We start from the raw sequence: 21,128 nt of genomic DNA, 5'->3' as shown, positions 1-21,128 counted from the left end.
AGCTCTTCCCCCTCTCCCCCCTCCTCCCCCTCTTATCTTCATCATTTTATATCGAACTCAGGTGATTCCGTAGCAATTTTGTGATGGATAAATTCTCATGGTTATTTACTTATCAGTTAAACTTTGCTAATTTATGCGCATTAGCTCAAAAAAAATCTTTGTTAATCATCCTTCACTAGATAAGTAAACCAACTATTCAAACTATCTAATTGCTGAGAGGCTTTCATTGCGCCTAATCCCCTGACAATTACCTTATTTTTGCCATAGACAAAACGATTTTGTATGTGTTTAGGTAACTTCTCCTGTAATAAGCGCCATGCTGGTTCTTGCATAGGTGTTTCAAGCACAATATTTTGTTTGCCCTCTGGTTTGATACGAGAAAAACCGATCGATCTAGCCTTTAATTTCAACTGAGCTACTTGTAATAATTGTTGTGCTGGTTCGGGAATATCACCATATCTATCTTGCCAATCCGCCTCAATTTGCTTAATTTGTTGATAACTAGATACAGTTGCGATCGAGCGGTAAGCATTCATTTTTTGTTCTAAATCAGGGATATAGCGGTTAGGGATTAAAGCCGTGAGTTGTAAATCAACTTGAGTGTCTTCCACTTGAGGGATTTCTAGCCCTTGAATTTCATTGATAGCCTCTTTTAACATTTCGGTGTACATTTCAAAACCGATAGCTTCCACTTGCCCAGATTGCGCTGCCCCAAGCAGACTACCGACTCCACGAATTTCCATATCACGCATAGCTAAATAATAACCTGAGCCGAGTTGAGTAAATTCCTGCAAAGCGCGTAATCGTTTTCGTGCCACATCCGATAAAGTTTCCTTGTCAGGATACAACAACCAAGCATGGGCTTGAATCCCCGATCGACCTACCCGTCCCCTGAGCTGATATAATTGGGCTAAACCGAATTTTTGGGCATCTTCGATGATGATAGTATTCACACGGGGAATATCTAAACCAGACTCAACGATAGTGGTACACACGAGCAAATCCGCTTCACCGTTATTAAACGCCAACATAGTTGTTTCTAACTCCCCTTGGTGCATTTGTCCATGGGCAATGGCAATTCTAAGACTAGGAATCATTGCCTGAAGCATTTTGATGGAATCCTCCATGCCTTCGATACGAGGTAAAACGTAAAAAATCTGTCCTCCCCTGTCTAATTCATTGCGAATAGCAGTACGAATCGCCCCTTGATTGAAGGGCATAATGTGGGTTTTGATAGGGCGACGACTAGGAGGAGGAGTGGTAATTAAACTCATTTCTCGCACCCCCGAAATAGACATATAAAGGGTACGGGGAATGGGAGTGGCACTCAAGGTTAAAACATCGATCGAGGCTTTCATTGCTTTAATTTTTTCCTTTTGATTAACCCCAAATCTTTGCTCTTCGTCCACTACTAATAAGCCTAAATCTTTAAACTTAATTTTACTGTTTAAAACCCCTTGAGTACCCACCACAATATCTAACTCTCCCGTTGCCAATTTTTGGATAATTTCTTTTTTTTCTGACTCTGTACGGAAGCGATTTAATAAGCCGATATTAATGGGATAAGGAGCAAATCTTTCTACTAAAGTATGATAATGTTGCTGAGATAAAATAGTCGTAGGTGCGATAAAAACTACCTGTTTATTTCCTGCGGTAACAGCTTTAAAAATTGCTCTAATTGCTACTTCAGTTTTGCCAAAACCTACATCACCACATACTAATCTATCCATAGGTCGATCGCTTTCTAAATCTCTTTTTACATCCTGAATTGCCTTTAATTGATCAGGAGTTGGTTGATAAGGAAAAGAGTCTTCTAATTCTCTTTGCCAAGGAGTATCTTCAGGAAAAGCAAAACCTTTTAATTCTGCTCTTTTTGCATATAATTTGACTAAATCAACCGCTAATTTTTTAATAGATTTCTTAGCTTTATTCTTGGTATTTATCCACTCTCTTCCCGACATTGTATTTAACTTAGGTGGAGCTTCTCCTGTATTTCTATAGCGAGATACCAATTCTAAACTATCCACAGGAACTTTTAATAAACCATCAGTATATTTAATAACTAAATATTCTCTCCCCTCAATAATTTCTAACTCTAAAAATTGTCCTAAACCATGATATTTATGGACAATAAAATCTTTTGGTCTTAACTTATCTAAATCTACCTGTTTAGAAGCCGCTTGACGGCGTTTTCTGATATAAGTCGGACTGGCTAAATTATGTTGTCCAAAAAACTCTCTATCCGTAATAATTGCAATGCGAAAAGTAGGTAAAATAAAACCTTCTAATTCAGCTTGTCCAGAATATTTTAAAGCCACAGAAATATTTTGTCTTTGCAATTTTTCAATACTGTTAAAATCCACAGGATTAGAGATAAATTGAGCAGTGCAATCATGCTCTTGTAAAAGGGCGACACTGCGAGTAGGTTGTGCAGAAATTAACCATCTATTATACTTACTCAAATCGATCGAATTAAAGATTTCTTTTTTACCCCTTAAAATTTCTGCTAATTTGGCAAACTGATGAGGAGAAACAGGTAAAGGGCGAGAAGATAAATTGATACTAGGTATCTCGTCTTCATTGATTGCTAAGGCAATTTCTGACAAATAAATTTGCGGATACTTAATCAACCCTAAAGAAACAGAAAAATCCCGATGAATTTTCGGTAAACCAGAAAGATTATTCCCCCCTTTCAAAGGTAAAGAATTTTCTTTATTATTATCCCCCCCTTTCAAAGCAGTAGGGGGGATTATTTCTTCTCCTGTCAAAGCAGAGTGAGAGGAAATTATTTCTTCTAAATTTTCCTCTTTTAAAGACGATTTAGGGGAGATTATGTCATTCATTAATTGCCATTTTTCTTGGGCTTGTTCAACCCAAATACGACTATGGGCAAGGCATTGTTCAACCTCGTCAAGGGCGACGATCGAATTATCAGGAAAATAGTCTAAAATCGAGGCAACATGACCATTTTCACCATTAAAAGCTAAACCCAAAAAACGAGTCATTCCTTCGGGATAAATGTCATTTTCTAAATTTTCTTGATCAAAGGTGCTAATAAATGGTTTAATAATTTTTATGCTAGGTAAACTCTGACCAATTATCGTACTCCATGTTGTAGGAGTAAGGTTAAATGCTTGAATGTGATCCAAACTACGTTGAGACACAGGATCAAATTCTCTTATGGACTCCAATTCATCGCCAAAAAACTCTAATCTGACGGGTAATTCGGCGGATACGGGGAAAATATCGATTAAATCCCCTCGTTTACTCCATTGTCCTTCCACCTCCACTAAATTCACCCTCTCATAACCCATCCTCGCTAAAGTCAAATCAATATTTTTACTCTCAAAAGTCATACCCTTGCTCAAATTTAAGCAATAGTCAGCAAACACCTCTGGAGGCGGTAAATGAGGCTGTAAGGCTTTTTCCGTAGTCACAACCGCTAAAGGAAAATTTGTAACATCCTGATTTATTAAACTAGAAAGAGTCTGCATCTGCCCCCAAATCATCTCAGATTCGCCATTAAAAGACTCGTAGGGAGTTGCTTCGGTGGTAGGATAGAAAAAAACTTGTTTATAACCCATAACCTCAATATTCGCCATCCAACGAGCGGATTCTTCTAGGGTTGAACAAACTACAAGTAAGTTTTTCTTCTGCTCTTGAGCGATAGCAGTGGTAACTAAACCTTTAGGTAAACGGGCTACGCCTTGTATCTTTAGTTTTCCACTGCTGTTGAGTTTGTCAATTAATTCTGTGGTAAGAGGAGATTTTGAGATCGATCGAATGACAGAGTTAAACATGAATAGTGAATAATGAATAGTGAATAATGAATAGTGAATAATGAATAATGAATAGTGAATAATGAATAATGAATAGTGAATAGTGCATCTCGACTACCCTCGATAACCATAGTGAATTGTTAATAATTCCTGACTATTTATTGTCTGTAAATAACAACATTAGAGTTAAGATTAAGAAAAGGTAAATAAATATGATGATATGATATTATCTCTCGATCGCAATCCTAAAAGTCAATCATCTTGTCGTTATGATCTTGACATCATTTCTTTTTCCAATGGTTTAACTCTAGTTCATCAGGAAATACCAGCTAGTTCAGTGGTAGTAGCAGATATATGGGTAAATGCTGGTGTGACAACTGAACCTGAGTCCTGGTCGGGGATTTCCCACTTTTTAGAACACATGATCTTTAAAGGCACAAAAAATATTTTTCCGGGGGAGTTTGATTACATCGTAGAAAGTACGGGAGGTTGTGCTAATGCCGCTACCAGTTATGATTATACCCACTTTTTTCTGACTACCGCTTCTCAATATTTGCCCGAGACTCTCCCTTATTTAGCGGAGATTGTTTTACAAGCGGAAATTCCCGATGAGGATTTTTATATTGAACGAGATGTGGTGTTGGAAGAAATTCGATCGAGCTATGATGATTATGATTGGATGATTATGCAGGGTGTGGCAAATACCATCTATCAACATCACCCTTATCGCCGTTCTGTATTAGGGGAAGAACCTTTGTTGTTGCAACACACCCCTAATCAGATGCGCTGTTACCATAAAACCTATTATCAACCCGAAAATATGACGGTGGTATTAGTGGGAAATATTGAGCGTGAACAAGCAATTACTTTAGTAGAAAATTGTTTTAAGGATTTTACCATTCGATCGGAATGTCCTGATGTTTATTTTGACAGTGAACCGCCTATTATAGATATACGCCGAAAAGAGTTATTTTTGCCTAGATTAGAACAACCTCGTCTTATTATGGCATGGATGGGACCGGGTATCGAAAATTTAGAAGGTGCGATCGCGCTTGATATGTTATCCTTAATCTTAAGTGGTGGTAGAACATCAAGACTGGTGAGAAAATTAAGAGAAGAAGAACATTTATTATTAGATATTAGTTGCGATTTTTCCCTGCAAAAACATTCTAGTTTATTTACAATTTCTGCCTATTTATCTAGTAATAACAGTGAGGAAATAGAAAATATTATTCGCAATCAAATTTATAAATTACAACAAGAACCAGTGACAGCAAATGAATTAAAAAACTGTCAACGCTCGTTATGCCATGACTATATTTTTTCCACAGAAACCCCCGAACAATTAGCAGGATTATATGGTTATTATCAAGTCTTAAAACGGGCAAATTTAGCGTTAAAATATCCTCAGATAGTGAAACAATTTACCCCTGAAAAATTACAGGCTTACGCTAGTCAATATCTATCTCCTGAATATTATGCTATTTGTGAAATTAAATCCTGTTAAAAATTTCAGACTAATTTCAAAAATGTTGCGTTAAAAACACTCCAAGGTCACTCAAAGGTAATGTGATGTAAAAGATTAATCCTCAAAGGCGACGCCCAGATTCGAACTGGGGGATGAAGGTTTTGCAGACCCTTGCCTTACCACTTGGCTACGCCGCCATTATCTGACACTTTATCATGTTAACCTATAATTAGATATTTTGGCAAGGGGAAAATTTAAAATTATGGGTTTAGAAATCGAACGCAAATTTTTAGTTAATCATCGTCTTTGGCAACCTCCCGATAACGGTATTTTGTATCGTCAGGGGTATATTTATACCCATAATGGCAATACTGTCAGACTGAGAATTGCAGGTGATAAAGGCTATATCACTCTCAAGGGTAAAAGTAAAGGCATGGCTCGATCGGAATTTGAGTATGAGATACCCTTACAAGAAGCAGGAGAAATGTTGGATACTCTGTGCGATCGACCTCTCATCGAAAAGATAAGATATAGAGTAAAAGTAAGTGAGTTAATGTGGGAAGTGGATGAATTTTTAGGAGATAATCAGGGTTTAATTTTAGCTGAGGTGGAATTAAGTAGTGAAAATCAGGAGATTATTTTACCTAATTGGATAGGGGAAGAAGTGACTCAGGATAGTCGTTATTATAATTCTAATTTAGCTAAAAATTCTTATAGTCAATGGAGAAAATGAATAATTAATAATGAATAATTAATAATACTTAAAAGAGAAATGTCATTGGGCGGTAACGAAGTAATCTTTTTCATAAACGAAGAAGTATTTTATTTACCTTTTTATATTAAATTAAAGTGTAAAACTACTTTTAATAATGAGTATTTATGCTATACTCATTAAAGTAAAATTTTTGTTTTTTTAAAATTATATGAAAGGTTTTAATCTTAATGTTTTTCGAGAATTTTGGTTGATCGCTAAATTATATTGGTTAGGGAAAGAAAAAAAAGGGGCAATAACTTTATTAGTAATTTTAGGACTTTTATTAATTGGTTATACTCAATTAAGTGTTTTATTAAATGAAGCCCAAGGAGGATTAATTTCTACTTTATCCAGAAAAGATGAAACGGAATTTTGGCAAACAGTTTTTAAATTTTTATTGGTTTTAGTCTTGTATGTGCCGTTATTTGCAGGATTTTCTTTTACTCAAGGAAAGTTAGGTTTATATTGGCGAAAATGGTTGACAGAACATTTTTTAAATAACTATTTTTTGAATCGTTCTTTTTATCAATTAGCGGTAAAAAATATCGAAATTGATAACCCTGATCAACGAATTTCGGAAGATATTAGAAGTTTTACTCAAGATTCTTTACTCTTTTTCTTAGTAATTATTCAGTCAGTTTTACAAGTAATTGCTTTTAGTGTAGTTTTGTGGTCAATTTCTCAACAATTAGTGATTTTTTTGTTAGTTTATGCCTTGGCAGGTACTTTGATAACCACAGGAGTTTTTGGAAGAAAATTAGTTAGTTTAAACTTTAATCAATTACAAAAAGAAGCTAACTTTCGTTTTGGTTTAGTGAGAGTTAGGGAAAATTCAGAATCGATCGCATTTTATCAAGGAGAAAGTCAGGAAAAGGGCAACTTAAATAATTTATTTATTGATGCTTTTAATAACTTTAATGCTTTGTTAGTATGGCAAGAATTATATTTAGGTTTATTTACCAATACTTTTGAATTTTTACCCTATGTTATTCCTGCTATTGTAGTCGCGCCTAATGTTTTGTCAGGGGATTTAGAAGTAGGAAAAGTTAGTGAAGCAACGGGGGCATTTTTACGAGTATTTTTCTCTTTAAATATCATTGTGAGTCGTTTCCAATCTTTAACCAGTTTTGCGGCAGGTATCGATCGACTTTCCAGTTTTTATAACTTTTTATTAGGACAAAAAACACCAGATTTATTAACTAAAAATAACTTAGAAAATCGTACTATTGATACCATAGTAGATGAGCAATTATCGATCGAACATTTAACTTTACAAACTCCTAATTATCAAAATACATTAATGGAGAATGTGAGTGTGAATTTACCTCAAGGAAAAGGTTTATTAATTATGGGTAGTAGTGGTTGTGGTAAAAGTTCTTTACTTAGATCGATCGCAGGTTTATGGAATGCAGGTACAGGAGCAATTTATCGCCCAGAATTAGATAAAATGTTATTTTTACCCCAACGTCCGTATATGATTATCGGTACATTAAAAGAACAATTAATTTATCCTAGTGTAGAGAAAAATATTTCTGAAGAAGAATTACAACAAGTTTTAAACTTAGTCAATTTACCCCATTTAGCCGAAAAATTTGGCGGTTTTGAAGTGGAAAAAGACTGGGGGGAAGTATTATCATTAGGAGAGCAACAAAGGGTAGCATTTGCGCGTATTTTGATTAATAAACCTGAGTATGCAATTCTCGATGAAGCCACTAGCGCTTTAGATAGTAATAATGAGGCGAATTTATATCAGCATTTATTAGAAACAAATACAACATTTATTAGTGTTGGACATCGAGAAAGTTTAAAAAATTATCATCAACTATTACTGAAAATATCTGAGGATAAATCATGGCAATTATCTTCCATTAATTAATCAGTAAAACAGTAGGGGGGGGGATTATCGATTACCCCCTTCATTACAATACTTTTTGGGCATTCCCTAAATAGGGTTTGCTGAATAAATCAAAAGGTTATTAAAATCAATGGTTTAGGCACACTATATTCACAAAAAAGTGTGAATTTTTGGCAATTTTTACCTTATATGTTTGCCCTGCAAAAAAAATAAGCCCAAATGTGTCAATCTTCCCAGTCTGTAAGCATCATAGCAGGATCAATTAAGGTAATGTCAAATGGATCATCAGGAGGCAAGGAGGGGAAAATATCTCGTTGACAATGTTGATAGACGATCGAAATTTGAGGACCAAATACCACTTTATCACCATTTTTCAATTGTTGATTATTAACTTTGCGCCCATTAACTAAAATACCATTGGCACTAACATTATTATGACCGTCTCCGTCTAAAATCTCATAGTAGGTGTAACCTTGATCATCAAATTGTCTTATCATAGTGGCATGATGACGGGAGACAAAAGGGGAATGAATACGAATGTCGGCTTGTTGCGATCGACCTAAAGAGTACTTACTTTTGCGCAAGAGAATTTCCCTTCTTCCCTTGTCATCTTCAATGATAAGTATATGAGCTTTATGAGGTTTAGTGGAAGATTGAACCATTTTTTAGTAAAAATTTTGAAGTATAAAATACCTGATAAGAAGAAACAATCTATAAAGTTAGTGTAAAGTTTAAGGGTATTCTTCTAGTTTAAAACAAAATGGTAATCAGTAACTCAACTTATCAATTAAGGAATTTTCGAGCCGAATTTTTCAACAAGAGGGAATTTGTCACGACAATAATTGAACTTAGCGCCATTAATGCTCCAGCAGTAGCAGGATTTAACAAAATTTGATACTTTGGCAAGAAAAAACCACTAGCGAGGGGTATTGCCATTAGATTGTAACTCAATGCCCAAAAAAGATTTTGTTGAATTTTTCTGAGGGTTAGCTTACTCAAATTAATCGCTGTCACCACGTCTTTTAATTTCCCAGTCGTTAAGACAATTCCTGCTGTTTTAATAGCAATTTCTGAGCCTTGATTGAGTGCGATCGAAAATTGAGCAGTTGTCATTGCTGGTGTATCATTTATTCCATCTCCCACCATTGCAACAATATTTTTCGAGTTTTTTTGCAATTCGGCAATTAAATCACTTTTTTGAGATGGTGTCAAGCCACCATAATAAGTGTCAATGCCTAGTTTTTCTGCTATATATTGAGTTGTTAGGGGTTGATCTCCACTCATCATAATTACGTCCAAGCCCATGTTTTGCAAAGTTTTAACGGTACTTTTTGCATCAGGTCTAATTTGATCTGAAAGGGTAATTAAGCCGATTAAATCACTATTTTTGCCTAAATAAACAACAGTTTTACCCTCTTTTGTCCATTGTTCACATTGAAGGATAATTGTAGAGTCCAGCTCGATCGAATTGTTTTGTAGCCACGATCGATTACCGAGATAAAACCAATCATCAGCGAGTTTACCCTTAACGCCTTTTCCGGCTTGATTGGCAAAGGATTCCATTGGCAAAACATCAAGAGATAATTTATTGGCGTGGTTGAGAATAGCTTTAGCGAGGGGATGATTAGCTGAAATTTCTAAGCTGGAGGCTATCTGCAAAATTTCCTTGTCAGAATGTTGACTAAAAGTCACAACATTTTCCAGTTGAGGGTATCCTTGAGTTAGTGTACCAGTTTTATCGAAGACGATCGAACTTAGATTCTTAACTTGTTCTAACACATCACCCCCTTTAATTAATAACCCATTTTCAGCACCAGTGGTAGTGCCGACTAAAATTGCGGTGGGAGTGGCTAACCCTAAAGCGCAAGGACAAGCTATAACTAAGACATCAATAGCTAACTTGAGACTGAGAATAGTGCGACTGGTATCTAATTCTAGGAGAAGATGTGACCAAATTTGTGTACCCCAAAAGTACCAAAAACTAAACACCAACAGTGCGATCGAGATGATGGTATAAGTAAAGTAACCTGACACAGTATCCGCCATTTTTTGTACAGGTGCTTTACGAGTTTGAGCATTTTCTACCGTAGCGATAATTTGACTCAAGGCGGTATTTTTGCCCGTATTCACCGCCTCCAAGATTACCATATCACCGTTATTAATTGTACCTGCATAAACCTTATCCCCTTGACGTTTAAATACAGGTAAAGACTCTCCTGTTAATAACGATTCATCAACGGTGGTTTCGCCCTCCATAATAATACCATCCACAGGAAACTGCTCTCCTGATAATACCCTTACCCACTCTTCTGGTTTGACTTGTATAGCTGGAATTTCTAAACCTTGATCTTGATTTGAGTTAATTTTACCCACTAAACGAGCAAATTGAGGACGTAAACTCAATAAATCTTCTAAAGACTCGATGGCACGATTTCTTGCTCTTGATTCTAATACCCTGCCTAGAAAAATAAAACCAAGTAGCATAACAGGCTCATCGAAAAAACATTCCCAACCCAAGGAAGGATAAAGCAAAGCCACGCAACTAGCAACATAAGCAAAAGTTGTTCCCAATCCCACTAAACTATTCATATTGGGTTTTTTTTGCCATAACCCTTGCCAACCGTTGAGTAAAATTTCTCTCCCCGGAATCAATAAACTAGCGGTAGCTAAACCCCAATGAAACCAAATATTGCTTAACCAGTGTAAAGAGTGAAAGCCTAAATGGTGTAAATGTCCAATAGATGAAAAAATTAGCAACAAAATAGCACTAATTAACTGATATTGTTGTGTTTTCTGCTCTAATCTACGCTTTTCTCTTATTTTCTCTTGGGGATTCTCGAAATCTTCATCAATCACTCTTACTTGAGAGGGAAAACCAATGGCGGTTAATTTTTGGGCTAAAGTTTCAGGTTGTACGATCGAGCTTTCATATTGTACCAAAGCCACCGCAGTAATTAAGTTAACGTTAGCGGAGACGATGCCTTGTTGTTGGATGATTTGCCTTTCAACGGCTTTCACGCATCCTGCGCATTTCATGCCAGTAATATCGATCGTAATTGTATCAGTAATTTTTATGTTTGGGGAGATGAAGCTAGGAGAAATCATGTAAAGAATGAAGAATTAGTGATTATATAGCAAGTTGTTGTAAGATTAATTTTAGTTATAAATCCGATATTTTCCATCCTATCATTAACGATCATTTCGATCGAACCTCCCCCCTATCATTGCGAGGAAACGAAGCAATCTATTTTAAGCTAGAACGCATCCAAGTTTACTGATTGAGAGAGGGAAAAGTGAAGAGGGAAGAGGGAATGGGTAACAGTTGTAGTTATTTTCAAGAATTAATAAAAAATGCAATTGTGATAAATTAACAGTTTGAATTTAACCTAATACCTGCAAACTGATACCTGACAACCTTTTCGATTAATTTCTCATACTCAAAGTAGAAGAACCGTAGTTTTACTGTGTTGAAAAATTTGAGATATTATAAAAGGAAATGAGTTTTTTTGATCATGGTATATAGAAAAAGGAAACAAAACGATCGAAACTGGCGCAAATTTGAGCAATTTGAGGATAAAATCGATCGACTAGAAAATAAATTTGATCAGTTTTCCTCCCAAGTAGAAGTATCCTATCAAGTTAATATTCTGTCTGGTATTATTTCTAAAATTCGTAGGACTCTTAACTTAAATGAGATTTTTGATATAGCCACAAAAGAAACCAGAAAGTTATTAAAAGCCGATCGAGTGGCAATTTATCGATTTAATCCCGATGGTAGCGGAGAATTTATTGTGGAATCTGTCGCCCATGGCTGGACTTCTCTAGTGCATAAACAACATGAAGATGAACAGATCAAAACAAATGTTAGTGATTGTACTATAAAATATTTAAAATCTACAACTTCGGCAACAGATAGTTATTTACAACAAACTAAAGGTAATAATTTTACCCCTAGTAATGCTTTTCGGGTGTGTAATGACATTTATCAGGCAGGATTTTCTCAATGTTATCTCAAGGTATTAGAACGTTATCAGGCTAGAGCTTACGCCATTGTTGCTATTTATCATCAACAAAAGTTATGGGGTTTATTGGCTGTTTATCACAATTCTGGACCCAGGGAATGGCAAAAAATCGATATTCATTTTCTCAGTCAAATTAGTGATCATTTAGGTATTGCCATTGATCAAGCTGAACTATTAAAAGCATCAGAAACTCGTTATTTGGAATTACAAAAAACCTTAGATTTTCAAGCAAAACTTAAAGAAGAACAGCTAATTCAAGAAACTAAGAAAGAAAAAGCCTTAGCGGAAGTAATCGATAAAATTCGCCGTACTTTAGACTTAGATACTATTTTTGATACCGTCACCGAAGAAGTTAGACAGTTATTTAACGCCGATCGAGTCGCAATCTTTCAGTTTTCAGATTATACTAATTATCACGATGGGCTATTTGTGTCAGAAAATGTTATCGAACCTTATCAATCCGTTATCCATCAGAAAGTGATCGATCGTTGTTTCGGAGATAAATACACGACACTCTATCAAGAAGGTCATATTTTATCTATACAAGATATTTATACCGCCAATTTTAGTGATTGTCATATCTCTATCCTTTCTCGCTTTCAAGTTCGTGCTAACTTAGTTTTACCTATTACCCGCAACAAAAAGTTATGGGGGTTGTTATGTGTTCATCAATGTTCATCTCCCCGTCAATGGAAAGAAGAAGAAATCGAATTTTTGAAGAAAATTACCATTCAACTAGGTGTAGCACTACAACAAGCTGATTTATTTAATCAACAGAAAAAACGTACGGAAGAATTACAAATTGCCTTAGCGGAGGTAGAAAAACAAAAGCAACAACAGATTTTAATTGCAGATCAAGAACGCACGATCGCCCATATTATTGAAAGTATGCGTTCATCCTTAGATATAGAAGAAGTTTTTAAAACCGCTACCGATGAAATTCGTCAGGCTTTACAGTGCGATCGAACCGTCGTCTATCGTTTTTTTCCCGATTGGAGTGGAGAATTTATTTATGAATCCATGAGTAAGCATTGGACTCCCTTAAATATTGCCAATGAAAGATTTATGTGGACGGATACTTATTTACAGGAAACCCAAGGAGGAAGGTATGCTAACCATGAAACCTTTGCCGTAGAGAACATTTATACTGTGGGGCATGAGCCTTGTCACATCGAGATTTTAGAAATGTTTGAAATCAAGGCTTATATGATAGCACCCATTTTTGCAGGGGAAAAATTATGGGGATTGTTAGCCACCTATCAAAATACGAATCCTCGTTATTGGTATGCCCATGAAATTAACCTGATTAAACGTATTGGGGAGCAATTAGGAGTTGCAGTACAACACGCCAACTTATTACAACAACTAGCAACTACCTCTGAAAAGGCACAATCCGCCAATAAAGCAAAGGGTGAGTTTTTAGCAAACATGAGCCATGAATTAAGGACTCCTCTCAATGCTATTTTAGGATTTGCTAATCTTCTTAACCGTGATTCTACCCTTAATTCTAAACAAAAAGAATATCTGAATATCATAGCTCGATCGGGAGAACATTTATTAACCTTACTCAGTGACGTTTTAGAAATGTCCAAGATTGAATCGGGTAAAATTCTCCTCAATAACAATGATTTTGATCTCTATTTTTTATTACAGAGTTTAAAAGAAATGTTTGAATTAAAAGCCCAATGTAAAGGTTTAGAATTAAAGTTTAATTGTTCTAAAAATACCCCTCAATTTATCCATGGAGATGAGAATAAATTGCGTCAAGTTTTGATAAATTTATTAAGTAATGGTATCAAATTTACCGAAAAAGGAGAAGTAAATTTAAACTGTAATTTTTGGCAAAATCACGACTTACAATCCTATATTAGTTTTAGTATCCAAGATACAGGATTAGGAATTGCAGAACAAGAAATCGATATTTTATTTGAACCCTTTATCCAAACAGCATCAGGAAGAAACTCTCAAGAAGGTACTGGTTTAGGTTTACCTATTAGTAAAAAATTTGTAGAATTAATGGGGGGTGAAATCACCGTAAAAAGTCAAGTAAATGAAGGTTCAACTTTTCAATTTTCTATCCCTGTTCAAATAATTCATAATATTGAGAGTTCTTCGGTAAAATTAAATAAAATAATTGGGTTTTCTGGACAACATCAAGAATATCGTATTTTGATAGTGGATGATAAGTTAGAAAGTCGCTTAATTTTAATGAATATGCTTTCAGAAATCGGTTTTGTTGTCAAAGAAGCAGAAAATGGACAAGAAGCTGTGTCATTATGGCAAACATGGCAACCTCATTTAATTTGGATGGATATGCGAATGCCAGTCTTAAATGGGGATGAAGCCACAAAAATCATTCGTCAACAACAATCCTCCGATTTTGTCACTAAAATTATTGCTTTAACTGCTAATGTCTTTGATGGAGAACGATCGAACTTATTACAAGCAGGTTGCGATGATTTTGTTGCCAAACCCTTCCGAGAAGAAATTATTTATGACAAAATCGCTCAACATTTAGGTATAACATTTATTTATGAGTCATCGGCAAAAGCTGAAACCCATTTAGCTCGATCGAACCTTGAATTACAGTGTCAACAAGAGTTAGCCCAAATGAACCCCCAATGGCTTGAAAAACTTTATAAATCAGCCCTAACCGCTAGGGAAAAACAACTAAGAAAATTAGTAAAAGAAATCGAAATCGAACATCCTCAACTAACACAATATCTATTAGACTTAATTAATAAATTATTATTTGACAAAATTGCCCAAATGTGCGTTACTCTGGAATAAGTAAGAATTGAGAATTAAAGGAGTTAATCTTATCCATTATCCATTATTCACTATTTACAAAAACAATATTTGCTGTAATAATGTGTGAGATTTGTCAAAAAAATCAATTTTAGTACAAAATTACTGCTAGTAATTAAATCATGGCTGAAAATCAAGAAACATCAAAAGGGGATATTTTAATTGTTGATGATATTCCTGAAAACTTAGAGTTATTATTCCAAATCTTAACAGAGCAAAATTATGAAGTTCGTAGGGTATTAAATGGAAAACAAGCCTTGAAAATTGCTGAACTAGACTCTCCTGATTTGATATTATTAGATATAAAAATGCCTGAAATGGACGGTTATGAAGTTTGTCAGCGATTAAAAAATAATCCTAAAACTCAACATATTCCCGTGATTTTTTTAAGTGCTTTAAGTGAAACTTTTGATAAAATCAAAGCCTTTCAAATAGGAGGAGTTGACTATATAACTAAACCGTTTCATATTCCTGAAGTTTTAGCTAGAGTAAAAAATCAATTACAACTTATTAAAACTAAAAAAAGATTAGAAGAAAGAAACGAAATGTTGATTTCTATTAATCAAAAATTGGAATTGCAAAAACAAGAATTAGAGATTGTTAATCAAGAATTAGAGGCTTTTAATCATCGAGTGTGCCATGATATTCGTAATGAATTAGCCATTATCACGGGATTCAGTCAAATACTCAGAGAAAATGGTTATACTCCAAACAATCAAAAATCTAATGAGGCTTTAGACTATATTATTTCTTCTTCTAGGTTAATTGAACAAATTATCAAAGATTTAAGTCGCTTGACTTATATTAATTCTCAACAGTTAAATCTTGAAAATGTTGATTTAACCTCTTTAGCCCATCATATTATTAGTACTCTCAATCAAAAACAAATCGATCGAGATGCCCCCCTTCGGGATCGAGTTATTGATTGGAAAATAACTCCTAATCTTTCAGTTTATGGTGATCCCAATCTTCTTTATATTGCCTTAGATAATTTACTTTCTAATGCTTATAAATATACTGCTAAAAGTGAGAATGTTTCGATCGAATTTGGCACGATAGATAATATCAATGTGGGAGATAATCAGCAGATATTTTATGTAAAAGATAATGGGGCTGGTTTTGACATGGAAAAAGTGGATACAATTTTTACCCCTTTTGTGAGATTACATAGTAGTGCCGATTTTGAAGGTACAGGGATTGGATTAGCCACCGTACAAAAAATTATTCATCTTCACGGGGGCAAAATCTGGTGTGAAGGAGAGATAAATAAAGGCGCTATTTTTTATTTCCAATTACCTAGAATGAAGTCTTAAGCTAACCTGAGTTAGACATTAGAAGATGAGAAGAATAAGGATATTCTGTCATTGCGAGGTACGAAGCAATCTCAATTAACTTTAATTTTGGCGATAAATACATAAGTCCTAGACTTGAAAAAATAAAATATCAAGAAACCATGACATTTACTAGGACATAAGCAGATCGATCGAGTTCAATGTCAAGAAACCATAACATTTATATCCCCACAATGACGATTTTTGGTTAACAAAACTTAAATAATAGATTGTACCCCTTGACGAATCGGGGTTAGATTTTGTTACATAAAGTTAAGTAATTGATCCCCAAAAAGATTAAACAACTTTGAACCTGAAAGGGTACATTTAAGCCAAATCTTTTGAGTAAGTAACTTATGATCTGAATATTGATTAAAAACTAAAAACCACCAAGATTTTATCTTATGTCCAAGCTCAGACCTCCCTTAGAGGAAATGACCTTAAGGCAACTACGCAAAGTCGCTAGCGCTTTGAATATTCCTCGTTATAGTCGAATGCGCAAAGCCCAATTATTAAGTGTCATTCAAGAAAAAGAAACCGAATTTATTTCTAGCAATAATATCAATTCCAATAATCAAACTAATTTATCCAATCAATCTAATAATCAAGAGGAACAAAAAATGGAAGTATCTAAATTTGAAGTCGGACAAGATGATTTAATAGGAGGTCCCCTCGCTGATGTGGACGAGGGCTTCGGTGAATTACCCGGCGGTTACGGTGAAAGTCGCATTGTTTTAATGCCCCGTGATCCTCAATGGGCTTATACTTATTGGGATGTACCCCACGATCGAAAAGAAGACTTACGCCGTCAAGGTGGACAACAGTTAGCTTTGAGATTATACGATGTCACCGACATTGACTTGAACTATCAAAGTCCTCACAACATTCAAGAATATCTTTGTGATGAATTAGCCCGGGAATGGTATTTACCTATTCCAGTGAGCGATCGAGACTATGTAATCGACATCGGCTATCGTTGTTTTGACGGACGTTGGTTAGTGTTAGCTCGTTCCGTACCCGTGAGAGTACCTCCTGTTTACCCTAGCGACTGGGTAGAAGATGTATTTGTCACTGTACCTTGGGAAGCCGATTTAAAAACCCAAACCGTTTATAAACTTACGCCTCCTGCTAAAAAAGCGGCCATGGCGGCACAACAGCAACAACAAAGCACTTATTACGGTCAAATCCATGATCAAGTGTTCGGTTTAGCCCAAAGCGTAGAAGCTCAAAGGGTTGCAGGTTCTCTATACGGTAGTATGCAACAAGCACCTAGTTCCATGATTCCCGAAAATGCTCTTAGTTCCTATGTATTCCCTTCTGGAATTGGAATGTGGGCTGGTGAAAGTGCCATTGCTTCAGGCTCTGGTTTAGGTTTAATGTCTGGCTCTGGTTATGGCTTAGGCTTGGCTTCGGGTTCGGGTGCAGGATTCTCCTCGGAGATGATGCCCACCAAACCTCGTAAATTCTGGTTAATTGCCGATGCGGAGTTAATCGTTTATGGTGCTACTGAACCAGACGCTAAAGTTACCATTGGTGGTAGAGAAATCAAGTTAAATCCAGACGGTACTTTCCGTTTCCAAATGTCTTTCCAAGACGGTAACATCGACTATCCCATTGTAGCGGTAGCCGCCGATGGTGAGCAAACTCGATCGGTTCACATGACTTTCGATCGAGCCACACCTTCCCGTAATACCAACACCAAAGAAGAAGCCGTTTTAGAGTGGTTTCCTCCCGTACGTTAATTGAAGTTAAATAAAGTAGGGTGGGCATTGCCCACCATTTCCCACCATTTCCCTCTTTCCTTTTCCCTACCCTCATCAAAATACTTATTGAGTAAACCCTACTTAGTTATAAACTGGAAGGGTAAAACGAAAACAACTACCTTGAGAACCATTATCATCTACCCAAATCTCTCCATAATGGGCATTAATGATACGCCGACACAGAGTTAAACCGATACCATAACCGTCCTCTTTTTGATCTCTTTTTAAACGAAAATGATCTTCAAAAATACGCTCTTTTTTTGTATCTGGAATACCAGAACCCATATCTATAACACTTATTTGAATTTTTTGACTGGTTTTGTGAATAATTGATAGGGTAATAGGAACGGTATTGGGGCTATATTTAATAGCATTTTCTAATAAGTTAATTAAAACTTGCCTGATTAAGTTTTCATCTGCATAAACAAAGGGTAATTCTTGAGGGATTTCTTTAATAATAGATTGATTTTTTTCTATTAATTTACTCTCTAAATCTTCAATTATTTCTAATGACAGTGCAGTTAAATTTACTTTTTTGGGGATAATATTAAATTGTCCGTTAATATTTTTTGAGGTTTCTAGTAACGTGCCAATCATTTTATTCATCAAAGAAAATTGATTTTTGGCTTGTTGAAACAGTCTTTTATATAATGATTTATTATTTTGCCAATCTTCTTTATTTTGAGCTAGTTCGATCGTCTCTAAAGCAATAGAAGCGGCAGTCAGAGGACTTCTTAAGTCATGGGCTAACATAGTTAACATTTGATCTTTAAATTTTATTTGTTGCTTTAAATGCTCTATTTCTTGTTTTAATTGAAAAAGCTCATCTTCTAAATGAATTAAATCAACGGAGGGTAAACAGGTTTCTAAAATTGAATTATTATTAGTAAATTTATGAGAATTATTATCTGTTAAAGAATCTTGCCATTTGTACCAACATTTTTGCAGTTGTGCTGTTAAATTACTTCCTGCTAAAGTGTGTTGAGGCGGAGGATTTACTTTGACTAAAGCAGGGGTTGCTACTAATTTAAAATGTTCGACTAAGTGGGGGTTTTTACTAATTTCTAAAACTTCTAACTGAAAATCATAATCCACAGTTAAACTATGTAAATAGTTTTTAATTTGCTCAATATTTTTTTGTGAACTGTGACGATTATCAACAAATAATAATAACTGAAGACTATTTTTTTTGTCTTTATTTTTTCCATTAAAAAGTAATTCTGATTCATTGGGAAATGACGACATGACAAAACCTCAAAGTCTGACAATCTCTGTCTTGTGAAGGAAAAGGCTTTTCTTTTTATCCAACGATCGAATTTCTGATTTAATTTAATTAAGATTTACACAAAGCAACTTCTTATAGTTCCATCTAAGGAAATAAGGTACTAAATGCGTAAATTTTGCTAATTATAAATTATGAATAAAAGATTAAGCACTTATTTATACAATATTACCTTAATTTGAGTCCAAATTTTCTCAATATCAAGAAAATTGTTTATATGTCTCCTCATGGAAAACATTACCTCATCTTTAACCTAACTTTTTACTGACTATTTAGGGTTTGCTGAATAAATCAGAAGACTATTAAAATCAACGGTTTGGACATACTACATCAACTGAAAAGTGTGCAGTTTTCACAATTTTTGGTCAAAAACAGGGTATTTAAAATCTTATTGCTCACAATACACTTATAATTTTTGTTTATTGTGTAATGCATCAAAACCTTGATTTTTGTCATTTCTTCCCTCTTCCCTCTCCCCTCTCTTCATCAAAAGACTTTTTCAGCAGACTCTATTTATTTAAAATTTTAGGTTGACAATTTTTTAAAGATTCGTTATCATTGAAAATGTGAGTTAATTCAAATGGGATTGTAGCTCAGCTGGTTAGAGTGCTTGCCTGTCACGCAAGATGTCGCGGGTTCGAGTCCCGTCAGTCCCGTCTTTTTTGTTGCTTATTTTTTTTTCGTATTCGGTTATTTAACCTTTAAGAATTATGGTAATTTAGCATTTATAATTTAATATTAATTAATGATTCTCAAGAATAATCAAGATGAAAATAGGTGTTCCTAAAGAAATCAAAGATCAAGAATTTCGAGTTGGTATAACTCCAGCTAGTGCAAAAGTCCTTGTTGAACAACATCATCAAGTATTTATCGAAGATAATGCAGGTTTAGGTTCTGGTTTTACCAATGAAGATTACGAAAAAGTAGGGGCTACTATTGTCGATAGTCAAACCGCATGGAATCAAGAATTAATTGTTAAAGTCAAAGAGCCTTTACCTTCAGAATATCAGTATATCCACTCTGGACAAATTTTATTTACTTATCTTCATCTAGCCGCCGATCGAAGTTTAACAGAATTTTTGCTCAAAAGTGGTGTTACAGCCATTGCTTACGAAACGGTACAATTACCCGATGGAAGATTACCCCTGTTAACTCCCATGAGTATCATCGCAGGGCGATTATCGGTACAAATTGGAGCGAGATACCTTGAAAAACAACAGGGTGGCAAAGGTATTTTATTGGGGGGAATGCCGGGGGTTGCTCAAGGAAATGTGGTAATTCTAGGAGGAGGTATTGTGGGTACAGAAGCCGCTAAAATTGCGGTGGGTATGGGGGCAAAAGTTACTATTTTAGATGTTAATATCGATCGATTATCCTACCTCGAAACTATTTTTGGCTCAAGGGTAGAGTTATTGTATAGTAATTCTCAACATATCGCCCAAAGCGTCAAAAATGCAGATTTACTCATCGGTGCAGTGTTAATCACGGGGAGAAAAGCCCCTATTCTCGTCAGTAGAGAATTAGTAAAACAAATGACTACAGGTTCAGTTATTATGGATGTAGCTGTGGATCAAGGTGGTTGTATTGAAACTTTACGCACAACTTCCCATAGTAATCCTAGTTATGTTGAAGAAGGGGTAATTCATTTAGGTATTCCCAATTTGCCGGGGGCTGTACCTCGTACCGCTACTCAAGCATTAAACAATAATACTTTACCTTATATTATTAAACTGGCAAATCAGGGTATTGGGGCATTGAAACAGGATAATAGTTTAGCACTAGGATTAAATATACAATACCATCGTTTAGTACATCCTGCTGTACAACAAGTATTTCCCGATCTTTCGATCGTATCCTAACTTATTAGAGTATTTCATAGTATTTTGATAAAGGGAAGTAATGGATAATGGGTAATCGGTAATCGGTAATCGGTAATCGGTAAAGTAAATCCTATTAATTCTTCATTCTTCATTCCTCATTCTTCATTCTTCATTCCTCATTCTTTATTCTTCATTCTTTGAACGCCTTTATTTTCTGGTAAAATGGAGTAAAAATAGTTACCCCAT

Annotated in this window: 11 protein-coding genes and 2 tRNA genes; 8 read left to right on the top strand and 5 right to left on the bottom strand. The window is 35.1% G+C overall.

All coding sequences use genetic code 11. The features are described from left to right. Window positions 1-161: 161 nt before the first annotated feature. A complete protein-coding gene (gene mfd, locus ACN4EE_RS03190; protein WP_431704952.1) occupies window positions 162-3,800 on the bottom strand; it encodes a transcription-repair coupling factor in 3,639 nt (1,212 codons plus the stop codon). Between the two features lie 199 nt (window positions 3,801-3,999). On the opposite strand from mfd, the gene ACN4EE_RS03185 reads away from it, so the two are divergent. Further along, window positions 4,000-5,286, top strand: coding sequence for a M16 family metallopeptidase (locus tag ACN4EE_RS03185; RefSeq protein ID WP_431704951.1), 1,287 nt, complete (start codon window positions 4,000-4,002; stop codon window positions 5,284-5,286). 86 nt (window positions 5,287-5,372) lie between these two features. Here ACN4EE_RS03185 and ACN4EE_RS03180 read toward each other — a convergent pair. Continuing rightward, a tRNA-Cys gene (locus ACN4EE_RS03180) sits at window positions 5,373-5,444 on the bottom strand. A 65-nt stretch (window positions 5,445-5,509) separates the two neighbouring features. On the opposite strand from ACN4EE_RS03180, the gene ACN4EE_RS03175 reads away from it, so the two are divergent. Together ACN4EE_RS03175 and ACN4EE_RS03170 are read left to right on the top strand one after the other, a co-directional pair. Next, on the top strand, window positions 5,510-5,980 hold the full coding sequence (locus tag ACN4EE_RS03175) for a CYTH domain-containing protein (protein WP_431704950.1): 471 nt from the start codon (window positions 5,510-5,512) through the stop codon (window positions 5,978-5,980). A 190-nt stretch (window positions 5,981-6,170) separates the two neighbouring features. After that, the gene (locus ACN4EE_RS03170; RefSeq protein ID WP_431704949.1) at window positions 6,171-7,877 is read left to right on the top strand and encodes an ABC transporter ATP-binding protein/permease; all 1,707 of its coding nucleotides are present in this window, start codon (window positions 6,171-6,173) and stop codon (window positions 7,875-7,877) included. A gap of 203 nt (window positions 7,878-8,080) precedes the next feature. On the opposite strand, the gene ACN4EE_RS03165 is transcribed toward ACN4EE_RS03170, so the two are convergent. Together ACN4EE_RS03165 and ACN4EE_RS03160 are read right to left on the bottom strand one after the other, a co-directional pair. Further along, a complete protein-coding gene (locus ACN4EE_RS03165; RefSeq protein ID WP_431704948.1) occupies window positions 8,081-8,518 on the bottom strand; it encodes an FHA domain-containing protein in 438 nt (145 codons plus the stop codon). A 121-nt stretch (window positions 8,519-8,639) separates the two neighbouring features. After that, a complete protein-coding gene (locus ACN4EE_RS03160) occupies window positions 8,640-10,961 on the bottom strand; it encodes a heavy metal translocating P-type ATPase (protein ID WP_431704947.1) in 2,322 nt (773 codons plus the stop codon). Window positions 10,962-11,368: 407 nt separating this feature from the next. Here ACN4EE_RS03160 and ACN4EE_RS03155 point away from each other — a divergent pair, with 407 nt between their 5' ends. The 3 genes from ACN4EE_RS03155 to ACN4EE_RS03145 all read left to right on the top strand — a co-directional run bounded on the left by ACN4EE_RS03155 (window position 11,369) and on the right by ACN4EE_RS03145 (window position 17,759). Further along, window positions 11,369-14,668: a GAF domain-containing protein gene (locus tag ACN4EE_RS03155; protein ID WP_431704946.1), complete on the top strand. Its 3,300-nt coding sequence runs from the start codon at window positions 11,369-11,371 to the stop codon at window positions 14,666-14,668. 140 nt (window positions 14,669-14,808) lie between these two features. Beyond that, the gene (locus ACN4EE_RS03150) at window positions 14,809-15,999 is read left to right on the top strand and encodes a sensor histidine kinase (RefSeq protein ID WP_431704945.1); all 1,191 of its coding nucleotides are present in this window, start codon (window positions 14,809-14,811) and stop codon (window positions 15,997-15,999) included. 422 nt (window positions 16,000-16,421) lie between these two features. Then, entirely contained in the window at window positions 16,422-17,759 is a 1,338-nt protein-coding gene (locus tag ACN4EE_RS03145) for a DUF4912 domain-containing protein (RefSeq protein WP_431704944.1), read from the top strand. 102 nt (window positions 17,760-17,861) lie between these two features. Here the strand turns inward: ACN4EE_RS03145 and ACN4EE_RS03140 are convergent, their stop codons facing one another. Next, window positions 17,862-19,025, bottom strand: coding sequence for a histidine kinase (locus ACN4EE_RS03140; RefSeq protein ID WP_431704943.1), 1,164 nt, complete (start codon window positions 19,023-19,025; stop codon window positions 17,862-17,864). Window positions 19,026-19,644: 619 nt separating this feature from the next. On the opposite strand from ACN4EE_RS03140, the gene ACN4EE_RS03135 reads away from it, so the two are divergent. Together ACN4EE_RS03135 and ald are read left to right on the top strand one after the other, a co-directional pair. Continuing rightward, window positions 19,645-19,718: transfer RNA gene (locus ACN4EE_RS03135), tRNA-Asp, on the top strand. Between the two features lie 111 nt (window positions 19,719-19,829). Then, on the top strand, window positions 19,830-20,921 hold the full coding sequence (gene ald, locus ACN4EE_RS03130) for an alanine dehydrogenase (protein ID WP_431704942.1): 1,092 nt from the start codon (window positions 19,830-19,832) through the stop codon (window positions 20,919-20,921). The last annotated feature ends 207 nt before the right edge of the window (window positions 20,922-21,128 follow it).

Source organism: Geminocystis sp. CENA526, from assembly GCF_050753365.1.
In the GTDB taxonomy this organism is placed as follows: domain Bacteria; phylum Cyanobacteriota; class Cyanobacteriia; order Cyanobacteriales; family Cyanobacteriaceae; genus Geminocystis.
This window is presented reverse-complemented; position numbering and strand designations above follow the sequence as displayed.